The organism is Actinomyces polynesiensis, assembly GCF_000820725.1.
GTDB lineage: Bacteria > Actinomycetota > Actinomycetes > Actinomycetales > Actinomycetaceae > Pauljensenia > Pauljensenia polynesiensis.
Window position 1 is genome coordinate 1 of record NZ_CCXH01000003.1, and the last position, 11,532, is coordinate 11,532.

Here is an 11,532-nt window from a genome sequence, read left to right on the forward strand (position 1 = left end):
CCGCAGCGAAACTAGACTGGTCCCACACGGGAACGAGGAGACGATGGCGAACGACAAGGACGCGCGTGCGCTGGAGGCGGCACGGCTGTACTACATCAAGGGACTGCCACAGTCGGCCGTGGCGAAGTCTCTGGGGGTCTCACGCCCCACTGCCTCCAAGCTCATCCAGTACGCGCGCGACCGTGGCTTCGTGACGATCTCCATCAACGACCCCGGTGAGAACCGGGCAGCCCTCGAGGACCGTCTCCGCGAGACCTTCGACCTGGAGGGCGTGGGCATCTCGAGCGCGGCGGGTGGGGACTACGAGGCGCTGCTGGACGGCCTGGGAGCTGTGGGCGCCGAGGTCGTGGAGGACCTCGTCCACGACGGGACGATGATCGGGGTGAGCTGGGGCAAGACCATGTGGTCCGTGGCCCGGCACCTCGGGCACCGTGACGTGCACGGGGTGGAGGTCATCCAGCTCAAGGGAGGGCTGTCCTTCACGTCCTGGGAGACCAACGACATGGAGACCATGAACCTTTTCTGCCGGGCGTTCAACGCCTACGGCCGGTACCTCCACCTGCCCGTCGCCTTCGACTCCGAGGAGGTCAAGAGACTGGTCGAGTCCGAGCGTCACCTGCGACGCATCCTCGACATGGGACGCGAGGCCGACCTGGCGGTGTTCACCGTCGGATCGGTCGAGCCGGACTCCCTGCTGCTCTCGGCCGGCTACCTCACCCCGGAGGAGCGTGGCGAGGTCCTGGAGAAGGCGAAGGGTGACATTTGTTCTCGGTTCTTCGACGCAGATGGCAAGGCATGTGTGCCCAGCCTCGACCGTCGGACGGTCGGCATCAGCCTGGAGGACCTGCGCGCGAAGCCGCGCAGAGTGCTGGTCGCGGGCGGGCGTCGCAAGCTCAATTCGCTGGAAGTCGCGCTGCGAGCGGGATATGCCACGCACTTGGTGACGGACGAGGTCTCGGCGAGGGTGCTGCTCGAGCGGGCGGCCGGGACGCGCGACAGCGACGCCGAGAGTGAACAACTGTAAAGATAGTGATTGACAGAAGTTCCCCTTGGTCGTAGCGTGGGTGCCACAACCAAGGGAGGTTGCCACCATGGCAAAGACGCAACTGATCGACCACACCCTGCTCAAGCCCAATGCCCAGCAGGCCCAGGTCGAGGCACTCGCCGCCGAGGCGAAGGAACACGGGTTCCACTCCGTGTGCATCAACCCGTGCTGGGTGCCCACAGCAGCCAGCCTGCTCGTCGACACCGACGTCGCGGTGTGCACGGTCATCGGGTTCCCCCTGGGTGCCACCACCACCGCCACCAAGGCCTTCGAGACGCGCGATGCCGTCGCCAACGGCGCTGACGAGGTCGACATGGTCATGAACATCGGCCATGCCCTCGACGGACGTTGGGACCTCGTGGAGGAGGACATCCGCGGTGTCGTCGAGGCCGCGGGGGAGGGCACCCTCGTCAAGGTCATCCTGGAGACCTGCCTGCTCACCGACGATCAGATCGTCGAGGCCTGCCACGCCGCCGTGCGTGCCGGGGCGGACTTCGTCAAGACCTCGACAGGCTTCTCCACCGGTGGGGCCACCGTCCACGCCGTGGAACTCATGCGCCGCGCCGTGGGTCCGGACTTCGGGGTCAAGGCCTCCGGTGGCATCCACACCCCGGAGGAGTTCGACGCGATGGTCGCCGCCGGCGCCACCCGCATCGGCGCCTCCGCAGGGCTGGCGCTCCTCGGGGAGGAGACGGACTGATGCTGTTCAAGGACACCTCCGAGCAACTGCCCGACGGCTACCTCTCCAAGACGCCACTGCTCCAGTACATCCTCGTGTCGCTGTGCTTCCCGATGTGGGGAGCCGCCGCAGCCCTCAATGACATCCTCATCACCCAGTTCAAGACTGTCTTCACCCTCTCCGACGTGGCCACCGCCTTCGTCCAGAGTGCGTTCTACGGCGGCTACTTCATCATGGCGATCCCCGCCTCTCGGGTCATCAAGAAGACCTCCTACAAGGTCGGAATCCTCATCGGCCTGAGCGTGTACATCCTCGGTGGTGTGCTCTTCTTCCCCGCCTCCACGATGGCCACGTACTCGGTCTTCCTCGTGGCCCTGTTCGCCCTGGCGATCGGTCTGAGCTTCCTGGAGACCTCGTGCAACACCTACTCCACGATGCTCGGCCCACGCCGGCTGTCGACCCTGCGCCTCAACATCTCCCAGACCTTCTACCCCCTCGGGTCGATCCTCGGGATCGTCCTTGGCAAGTACCTGATCTTCGGCAGCGGTGAGTCCCTCAAGAAGCAGATGGAGGGCCTCGATGCCGAACAGACCAAGGCCTTCGCTGAACAGGCACTGCAGAGCACGCTGCTGCCCTACAAGTTCATCGTCGTGGTCCTGGCCGTCATGCTCCTCCTGGTCGCCGTCACCCAGTTCCCCCACTGCAAGCCGTTGCGTGACGCCACCCACGAGGCCAGCGCCACGATCGGGGAGACCATCAGCTACCTCGCCCACAACAAGCGTTTCCTGCAGGGCATCGGCACCCAGTTCCTCTACGTCGGCATGCAGACCGCGGTGTGGTCCTTCACGATCCGCTTGGCCATGCAGCTCAACGGGAACATCAATGAGCGTGACGCCTCGACCTTCATGATCTTCTCCTACATCGCCTTCTTCGTCGGCAAGTTCGTGGCCAACCTGCTGATGACGAAGTTCGACGCGAACATCGTCCTCATCGGCTACTCCGTGCTCGGCATCCTGGCGCTGGTGTACGTCGTCTCCGTGCCCAACATGACCGCCGTCTACGCAGCCGTGCTGGTCTCCGGACTCTTCGGACCCTGCTGGGCCACGATCTACGCCCGCACGCTGGACACCATCGAGGACAAGCGTCACACCGAGACCGGAGGTGCCGTCATCGTCATGTCCATCGTCGGTGGGGCCTTCGTGCCGGTCATGCAGGGCCTGGTCTCCGACCACACCGGGTCGATGCAGCTGTCCTTCGTCGTCAACATCGTCTGCTTCGCGGCGGTGCTGATGTACTTCGTGTCCTTCTACCGCCGCGAGCACCGCGCTCCGTCCACCGCTTCAGACCTGAAGGAGGTCCAGCATGTTCACCGTTGAACTGTCCAGGAGCCAATTCACCCCCACCCCACAGGTGATCCTCTCGGATGAGGAGTTCACCGTCACCGCCCGGGAGTACGCCACCGGCGTCAGCTCCCTGGTCATCGCCAACTCGAGGGGTCACCTCGAAGTCCTGCCCTTCATGGGACAGATCATCTGGGATGCCGAGTTCGACGGCACCAGCCTGCGCATGAAGAACATGTTCGCCGAGCCCCACCGGGCCACCCTCATCGAGGACACCTACGGGTGCTTCGCCTTCCACTCCGGCCTGTTGGGCGCCGGGTGTCCCTCGCCCGAGGACACACATCCACTGCACGGCGAGTTCGCGTGCGCCCGCATGGACCGCGCCTGGCTGGAGGTGGGGGAGGGGAGCGTGGCGGTCACCGGGTCCTACGAGTACGTCAAGGGCTTCGGGGACCACTACCGCGCTCGCCCGAAGGTCACCTTGGGTACTGGCGCCACGACCTTCACCATCGAGATGGAGGTCACGAACCTCTCCGATTACCAGCCCATGCCGCTGCAGTACATGTGCCACATGAACTACGCCTACGTCGAGGGTGCCACCCTCACCGAGAACCTGCCTGCCGGCAGCTTCCGGATCCGCGAGTCCATCCCCGCCCACGTCCACCCCACCCCGGAGTGGACCGCCTTCAACGAGGCCATCAAGTCCGGCGAGGTCGACACGACGAAACTGGCCGGCTCGGAGAACTACGATCCCGAGATCGTCTTCTTCGCCGACGACCTGCCCCAGTATGGCACCGACATGCGTTTCGAGCTGCATGCCCCTGACGGGAAGACGTTCCGCACTGAGTTCTCCTCCGCCGACTTCCCGGTGGCCACGAGGTGGATCCTGTGGAACCCGGACCAACAGGTCGCCGCCTTCGTCCTGCCCGGCACCTCCCGTCCGGAGGGGCGCCTGGCAGCCAAGGCTGCAGGAACGCTGATTGAGCTCGGCGCGCAGGAGACGCGGCACTTCCGCGTCGTGACCGGTCTGGTGGAGGAGTCATGAGCATGGACATCGCGGTCATCGGGTCGAACATGGTCGACCTCATCAGCTACATCACCCGAATGCCCCAGGAAGGGGAGACCATCGAGGCTCCCGACTTCTCCATGGGCTGTGGAGGCAAGGGCGCGAACCAGGCGGTCGCGGCCGCGAGGCTCGGTTCCCAAGTCCTGATGGTCTCGCGTGTCGGGGACGACATGTTCGCGGCGAACACCGTGCGCAACTTCGAGGCCAACGGCATCGACACCACCCACGTGCTGTCGACACCGGGGACGTCGGGCGTCGCCCCGATCTTCGTGGACCCCGACTCCCACAACTCGATCATCATCGTCAAGGGTGCCAACAACGCGCTCTCCCCGGCGGACGTGGACGCCGTGGCCGACGAGGTCGCCCAGTGCCGGCTCATCGTCCTCCAGCTGGAGATCCCGTTGGAGACGGTCTACGCGGCCATCGACCTGGGGCGGCGGGTGGGTGTGCCGGTGCTGCTGAACCCGGCCCCCGCCTCCACCGAGCTCGACTTCGCGCAGGTGACGAAGTGCGACTACTTCGTGCCCAACGAGACCGAGCTGGCCACGTTGACGGGTCTGCCCACGGGCAGCATCGAGGAGGTGCGCGCTGCGGCACAGGTCCTGGTGGACAGGGGATGTCCCAATCTCATCGTCACACTGGGCAAGCGCGGAGTGTTCTGGTTGGGGACGGAAGGGGAACTGCTGCTCGACGAGTACCCAGCAACCCCTGTGGACACCACCGGCGCGGGAGATGCGTTCATCGGCTGCTTCAGCCACCACCTGGTCCAGGGGGACCCGGTCCCCGAAGCGCTGAGGGCGGCCAATGCCTACGCCGCGAACTCCGTGACCAAGCGCGGCACCCAGAAGTCCTACGCCGACGCCGAGGAGTTCGCACACTGGCTCGCACAGGGGGAGAGCGAACGGTGACGGGGGATTGCCCGGACTGACGGTGCTGCCGGGCGGTCGCGCAGTGGTGGGGTGTCGCCGATGGGTGACACCCCACCACTGTCCCGGGTGCAGGGCCAGGTGGGGGACTGTGTCCTCCTCCCCACCCGGGAGCCGGGTCCGTGGGGATCCTGAGGTGTGAGCCGCACGGAAGCGCTCGTGGAGCAGGTGACGTGCCATCGAGGAGCCGACTTCCCGTCGAGCGGTGGGGTTTCCACCGAGCGGTGGACATGTAACCCCTCCATTCGGTGGAAACCCCACCGCTCGACGAGGGATCGTCACGGGCGAGGCGGCCAGCAGGAGGTGCGTCCCGGCGGGTGTCGCTCGCCGCTGCGAGGTGCTCCCGACCAGGACGCGAGGCCCCTCCCGGCAGAGCCGGGAGGGGCCTCGCGTCCGTCCGGAGGACGGACCTGTGGGGCAGGGTGTGCGTGGGACTCAGTGCCGCGTGGAGCGGGTCCGGGAGACGACCAGCGCCGAGGCGCCGCCCGCCAGGGCCAGTCCGGCCAGCACCAGCACACTCAGGTTGGCGCCGGTCGCTGCCAGGCCTCCCTGGTCCGTGGCCGTCGGCGAGGCACCGGGCTTGGCGGTCAGGGACGGGGTGGGCGTCGGCGCCGCCGAGCCGTCATCACCGCTCTGGCTGCCGTCGTCACTGGGCTCGGGCGTGGGCTCGACCGCCGGCGTCGGCTCCGCGGAGAACGCGGTGTCGGCGGCGACGTCGTCATCCGCCTCGGGATCGGCGTTGCGACCCTCTGCGGAGACGGTGGCCGTCAGGTCCTGGGCCTCGGTGGCGTCGGAGAAGTCCAGGGCACCCTCCAGGAGGATCCCGGGACCGTCGAAGGAACCATCGGCCTCGCCCTCGGCGAGCGTGGTCCCACCGACGCTCAGCGTGGCGGCCGTGACCGGACCGGTCACCGACACGCGGACCTTCACCGCACCCTGCAGCGTGGCACCCTCCAGGGCCGACCAGGTCTCCCCACCGTCGGTGGAGTACTCGACCTCGCCGACCACCGGCTGGGGCTGGTCCTTCAGCACGGCGGCCAGGGCGTTGACCAGGCCCGCGCCGCGGTACTCCTTGCCGTCGGTCGGCACGGCCAGACGGTCGAAGGTGTACCCGGCCTGCTTCTCCAGCAGGGCGGTGGTCTGCTCCGGGGTGAAGTCGGGGTGGATGGCCTTGATGAGGGCCACCACGCCGGCGGTGTGCGGGGACGCCATGGACGTGCCGCTCAGTGATCCGTAGCCGGCGCCGGCGGAGGAGCTGTACCAGGTCGGGATCGTGGAGAGGATCGACGACCCGGGTGCGGCGACGTCGATGGAGTTGACGCCGTAGTTCGAGAAGCTCGAACGGATGAGCGTCGCCGTCGCGGGATCGTCGGAGGAGCGCTGACGGGCCACGGAGGAGACCGTGACCACACCGGGCAGCTCGGCGGGGATGTCCACGCCGTCGCTCACGTCGCGGTCCTTGATCGGGGTGTCGACGTCATTGGGGCTGCCGGAGTCCGTGGTGAGGTTGTCGAGGTCGTTGTTCGAGTTGCCGGCGGCCGCCACGTTGACGACCCCCTTCGCCTCGGAGTACGCCACGGCGCGGGTCACGGCCTCCAGGCCGGCGGCCTGGGTGTTGTCCCCGGGGACCCAGTACTCCCAGGGGTCGGTGTAGTAGGAGTTGTTCGTGACGTCGAAGTCGTGGTCCCCGGCCCACACGAAGGCGCAGGTCACGTACTCGGGGTAGAAGAACCCGTCGGGGTTGCCCGTCTGGACGGCCGCCAGACGCGCCTTGGGTGCCACGCCGTCGACACCGGTGCCGTTGGTGGCAGCGGCGATCGTGCCCGCGACGTGCGTGCCGTGGTAGTGGTTGTCCTGCCAGGCGTCCCAGGAGGTGTCGGGGATGCCGTTCACCGCGCAGGAGACGGACTTGTCGACGTCGATCTGGTCCTTGAGGTCCGGGTGGTTCCCGTCGATGCCGGTGTCGAGGACACCGACGGTGACCGTCTCCAGCGGGACGTCCACGCCCTGGGCGGCCAGGGCGCCGATCGCGGTGAGGCCCCAGGCGGAGGCGGACAGCGGGTCGGCCTCGAGGCCACCGGAGATCGCCTCCTCCTTGTCGAGCTGGGAGTTGGACTTCAGGAGCAGGGAGAACGGCTTCGCGACGGTGCTCGACGCGTCGACGACGACCTCCTCGCCCTCGATGGGCGCCTGTCGTGTCGGGCCGATGGAATCGAAGGGGATGCCCGCGCGGGCGAGGTCGTTGGCCATGTCGCCGATGAACCCGGCGCTGGCCGACTGCACGAAGAACGTGCCGAGCTGGGGGTACTGCTCGAGGGTCGTCCCGCCGGCCTTCTCCACGAGGGAGACCGCGGTGGCGAAGTTCTCCGCGGAGACATCGGCGAGCAGGTTGACCGCGTAGTTCATGACCTGACCATCGGAGACGGTGGCGTCCGCCGTGATCGAGCGTGCCTGGTCCTGCCCACCGGTCGCGGCGGGGGAGGCGGCGGCGACGCCCGACAGGGCCGTCGCGCCGAGGACACCGAGGGCGACGGCCGCTGCCGCCACCCTCGGTGTCCGCGCACCATGGGGATGCTTCATTGTCTTCCTCACTCTCACTGGACTCCGCGGGTGGGATGACCGACGGAGTTGACCGGAAGATTAACGAAGCGAGAATGAGCATTGACGAGGATCCGCATCCCGGACAGGGTGAACCAAGTCAATCCAAAATCTCTCGGACATGAGGTGTGGCGACCCTCACCGACTCTGGGAGAAGTGTCTGAGAAGCGTGCGAAATCCCTGATCAGCACGGAAATGTGACGCAACAGACACCGGTGTCCGGTGGCAGCCGACCATGGCCCGGCACCGATGCCGCCCCCTGTGGGAGATGTCACGACTGAGTGAACACGCAGGTGGGGACAGGTGACAGGGTTGACACGGTCGGGGCTCGAGCGGGGTGATGGCGCGACCGGAATGTGGACAGCTCTTTACTCCAAAGTGGAAGGCGGTTTCCATTGAGTGGAAACGGAGATGGTCAACGCCGAAGGACGGAGCGACCTGGTGATCGAGTTCCAACACATCCGCAAGGAGTACCCCGACGGGACCGTGGCGATCCACGACCTCTCCTTCACCATCCCCGAGGGCCGCATCACCGTCCTCGTCGGTCCCTCCGGCTGTGGCAAGACCACCTCCCTGAGGATGGTCAACCGCCTCATCGAGCCGAGCTCCGGGGTCATCCTCATCGACGGCCACCGCTCCGAGCGCGAGGACGCGAAGACCCTGCGGCGACGCATGGGCTACGTCATCCAGAACGCCGGCCTCTTCCCCCACCGCACCGTCGTCGACAACGTCGCGGCCGTGCCCGTCCTGCTGGGGACCCGCCGGGCCGAGGCCCGCGCCCACGCCCTGGAGGTCCTGGACATGGTCGGCCTGGACCGCTCCCACGCCACCCGCTACCCCTGGCAGCTGTCGGGGGGCCAGCAGCAGCGCGTCGGCATCGCCCGCGCCCTGGCCGCCGACCCGCCCTTCCTCCTCATGGACGAGCCCTTCAGCGCGCTGGACCCCGTGGTGCGCCAGCAGCTCCAGGACCAGTTGCTCGAGATCCAGGCCTCGGTGGCCAAGACGATCGTGCTCGTCACCCACAACGTGGACGAGGCCCTGCGCCTGGGTGACCAGATCGTCATCCTCCGCGAGGGTGGCGTCCTCGCCCAGGTCGGCACCCCCGAGGAGCTGATCTCCGAGCCGGCCAGCCCCTTCGTCGCGAACTTCCTGGGGTCCTCCCGCGGGTACCACTCCCTCTCCTTCGCCGGACCCGACGGGGTGCGGATCGACCCGGTGGAGACCCTGCACCTGGGGTCCTCCGTCCCCGCCGGGGCCACCGGCCCCTGGCACGTGGTGGTCGACGAGGGCGACGCCCCCCTGGGCTGGTTCCACGGTTCCCCCGGGGACACCGTCACCGAGGAGGACGTCAACTACGCCTGTTCCCCGGTCGTCGCGGGGGACACCCTGCGCCACCACCTCGACTCCGCCCTGTCCAGCCCCTCCGGCGCCGGCATCGTCGTGGACGGGGCGGACCGGGTGGTCGGCACCGTCCACATCCGCACCGTCACCGCGGCCTTCGAGGCCGCGCGGGTGGGGAGGTGAGGACGTGGACCTCTCCTGGGTGCTCCGCAACGCGGACATGATCTGGGGCTACACCCTGTCCCACCTGTACTTCACCCTCGTTCCCACGATGCTCGGACTGGTGATCTCCCTGCCCCTGGGGTGGCTCGCCGCCGCCAGGAAGGTCACCTACGGGCCGGTGGTGGGGGTGACGAGCCTGTTCTACACGATCCCCTCCCTGGCGCTGTTCGTCCTGATGCCGAAGGTGCTGGGGACGAAGATCCTCGACCCCGTCAACGTGGTCGTCGCGCTCACCATCTACACCGTGGCCCTGCTGGTGAGGGTCGTGGCCGACGCCCTCCTCGCCGTGCCCGCGGAGACGAAGACGGCGGCGGTCGCGATGGGCTACTCGCCCCTCCAGCTCCTGACCCGCATCGAGCTGCCCCTGTGCGTGCCCTCCCTGGTGTCCGGGCTGCGGGTGGTGGTCGTCTCCAACATCTCCATCGTCACCATGGCGGCCCTGGTCGGTGTCAGCCAGCTGGGGTCCCTCTTCACCCTCGGGTTCACCCGGCGTTCCCTGGTGCCCATCGTCGTCGGCCTGGTCATCTGCGTGGCCCTCGCCTTCGCCTGCGACCGGCTCCTGGCCGTGGCGGGCCGCCTCGTCAGCCCCTGGCAACGGAAGGGAGCCATGTGATGGGCATCCAGGAATGGTTCACGGACCCCGACAACTGGAGCGGGGCGGGGTCCATCCCCCAACAGCTCGGCTACCACCTGGGCTACTCCCTGGTGGTGCTGGCCATTGCCTTCGTCATCGCCTTCCCCATCGGGATCGCGGTGGGCCACACGGGACGCGGGGAGGGGGTCGTGGTCGGCATCGCCAACGCCATGCGCGCACTGCCCACCCTCGGCCTGCTGATCCTCATGGTCCAGCTCATGGCGCCGCGCATCCACTCCACGCTCGCCTACGTCATCCCCGCCCTCGTGGTGCTCGTCCTCCTGGCGATCCCCCCGATCCTCGCCGGCACCGTCACCGGGATCCGGGGCATCGACCGGGAGACCACCGACGCGGCGCGCGGCATCGGCTGCACCGACGCCCAGATCATCACCCGCATTGAGGTCCCCTGCGCCATGCCCTCCGTGCTCGCGGGCGTCCGCTCCGCCACCCTCCAGGTGGTCGCCACCGCCACCGTCATGGCCTACGTCTCCCTGCAGGGCCTGGGCCGCTACATCATCGACGGCCGCGCGGTGGGCAACTACGCGGAGATGGCGGGCGGCGCGATCCTCGTGGCGCTCCTCGCCCTCGTCCTCGAACTCCTCTTCTCCTTCGCCCAGGCACGACTCATCTCCCCGGGCCTGTCCCGCCGGGAAACGCGGACCGGTGGGGACCCCGTCCCACTGCCCGCCTGACCACCACCCCCACGACCACACAGAAAGGCACCACCCATGCGCCCCACCCCCCGACTCGCCGTCGGTGCCCTCGCACTCGGCGCGGCCCTCGCGCTCAGCGCCTGCTCCTCCTCCGACCCCATGTCGGAGTCCTCCTCCGGGTCCTCCTCCGACGCGGAGTCAGTGATCATCGGGTCCGCGGACTTCTCCGAGAGCCAGCTGCTCGCCACCATCTACTCCCAGGCCCTCCAGGACAAGGGCGTGGCCGTGGAGGAGAAGCTCAACATCGGCTCCCGTGAGGTCTACATGCAGGCCCTCCAGGACGGCTCCATCGACCTCCTGCCCGAGTACACGGGCTACCTGCTCGCCTACCTCGACCCCGACACCACGATCACCGAGTCCTCGGCGGTGATGGGCGCCCTCGCCGACGCCCTCCCCGAGGGGATCACGGCACTGGACATGTCCGAGGCGGAGGACAAGGACGCGCTGGTCGTCACCTCCGAGCTCGCCCAGGAGCACGGCCTGTCCACCATCTCCGACCTCGAGCCCATCGCCTCGACACTCGTGCTCGGTGGCCCCCCGGAGTGGAAGGACCGCCACGAGGGCGTCCCCGGGCTGAAGGAGGTCTACGGCCTGGAGTTCAAGGACTTCCAGATCCTCGACGCGGGCGGACCTCTCACCCTGGCGGCCCTCCAGGGCGGCCAGATCCAGGTCGGGGACCTCTTCAGCTCCGACCCCTCCATCGCGGAGAACGACTTCGTCACCCTCGAGGACGACAAGTCCCTGTTCCCCTCCGCCAACGTCGTCCCGATCATCCGGGAGTCGAAGGTCTCCGACACCGTCACCTCCACCCTCAACGCCGTCTCCGCGGCGCTGACCACGGACGACCTGCTCACCATGAACGGTCGGGTGAACTCCGGGGACGACATCGAGACCATCGCCCGCGACTGGCTCACCGAGAAGGGCCTGTGAGCGCCGTGGTGCCGTCGCGACGGTGAACGCGGGGCCCT

Annotated in this window: 10 protein-coding genes; 9 read left to right on the forward strand and 1 reads right to left on the reverse strand. The window is 68.0% G+C overall.

Annotated elements, in window-relative coordinates:
- The 5 genes from TA90_RS00135 to rbsK form a co-directional block, all read left to right on the forward strand.
- A partial coding sequence (locus tag TA90_RS00135; protein WP_331394244.1) for a sugar-binding transcriptional regulator occupies positions 1 to 1,024 on the forward strand: 1,024 nt, incomplete at its 5' end.
- A gap of 67 nt (positions 1,025 to 1,091) precedes the next feature.
- On the forward strand, positions 1,092 to 1,745 hold the full coding sequence (gene deoC, locus TA90_RS00140; protein WP_043534008.1) for a deoxyribose-phosphate aldolase: 654 nt from the start codon (positions 1,092 to 1,094) through the stop codon (positions 1,743 to 1,745).
- Positions 1,745 to 3,100: an L-fucose:H+ symporter permease gene (fucP, locus tag TA90_RS00145; RefSeq protein ID WP_052450299.1), complete on the forward strand. Its 1,356-nt coding sequence runs from the start codon at positions 1,745 to 1,747 to the stop codon at positions 3,098 to 3,100. Before deoC ends, fucP begins: the two co-directional genes overlap by 1 nt.
- Positions 3,087 to 4,109 (forward strand): aldose 1-epimerase family protein, encoded by a 1,023-nt coding sequence (locus TA90_RS00150; protein ID WP_043534009.1) that lies wholly within the window; start codon positions 3,087 to 3,089, stop codon positions 4,107 to 4,109. The genes fucP and TA90_RS00150 overlap by 14 nt, the downstream gene beginning before the upstream one ends.
- A 2-nt stretch (positions 4,110 to 4,111) precedes the next feature.
- Positions 4,112 to 5,038, forward strand: coding sequence for a ribokinase (gene rbsK, locus TA90_RS00155; RefSeq protein WP_043534010.1), 927 nt, complete (start codon positions 4,112 to 4,114; stop codon positions 5,036 to 5,038).
- A gap of 453 nt (positions 5,039 to 5,491) precedes the next feature.
- On the opposite strand, the gene TA90_RS00160 is transcribed toward rbsK, so the two are convergent.
- Positions 5,492 to 7,636, reverse strand: a complete 2,145-nt coding sequence (locus TA90_RS00160) for a S8 family peptidase (RefSeq protein ID WP_082031153.1) — start codon at positions 7,634 to 7,636, stop codon at positions 5,492 to 5,494.
- Between the two features lie 459 nt (positions 7,637 to 8,095).
- On the opposite strand from TA90_RS00160, the gene TA90_RS00165 reads away from it, so the two are divergent.
- The 4 genes from TA90_RS00165 to TA90_RS00180 are packed head-to-tail and all read left to right on the forward strand — an operon-like array spanning position 8,096 to position 11,494.
- Positions 8,096 to 9,178 (forward strand): ABC transporter ATP-binding protein, encoded by a 1,083-nt coding sequence (locus TA90_RS00165; RefSeq protein ID WP_043534015.1) that lies wholly within the window; start codon positions 8,096 to 8,098, stop codon positions 9,176 to 9,178.
- 4 nt (positions 9,179 to 9,182) lie between these two features.
- Positions 9,183 to 9,830 (forward strand): ABC transporter permease, encoded by a 648-nt coding sequence (locus TA90_RS00170; RefSeq protein WP_197067801.1) that lies wholly within the window; start codon positions 9,183 to 9,185, stop codon positions 9,828 to 9,830.
- Complete coding sequence (locus TA90_RS00175) at positions 9,830 to 10,543, forward strand: ABC transporter permease (protein ID WP_074015194.1); 714 nt, start codon at positions 9,830 to 9,832, stop codon at positions 10,541 to 10,543. The genes TA90_RS00170 and TA90_RS00175 overlap by 1 nt, the downstream gene beginning before the upstream one ends.
- Before the next feature lie 36 nt (positions 10,544 to 10,579).
- Complete coding sequence (locus tag TA90_RS00180) at positions 10,580 to 11,494, forward strand: ABC transporter substrate-binding protein (protein ID WP_043534011.1); 915 nt, start codon at positions 10,580 to 10,582, stop codon at positions 11,492 to 11,494.
- Positions 11,495 to 11,532 lie beyond the last annotated feature (38 nt).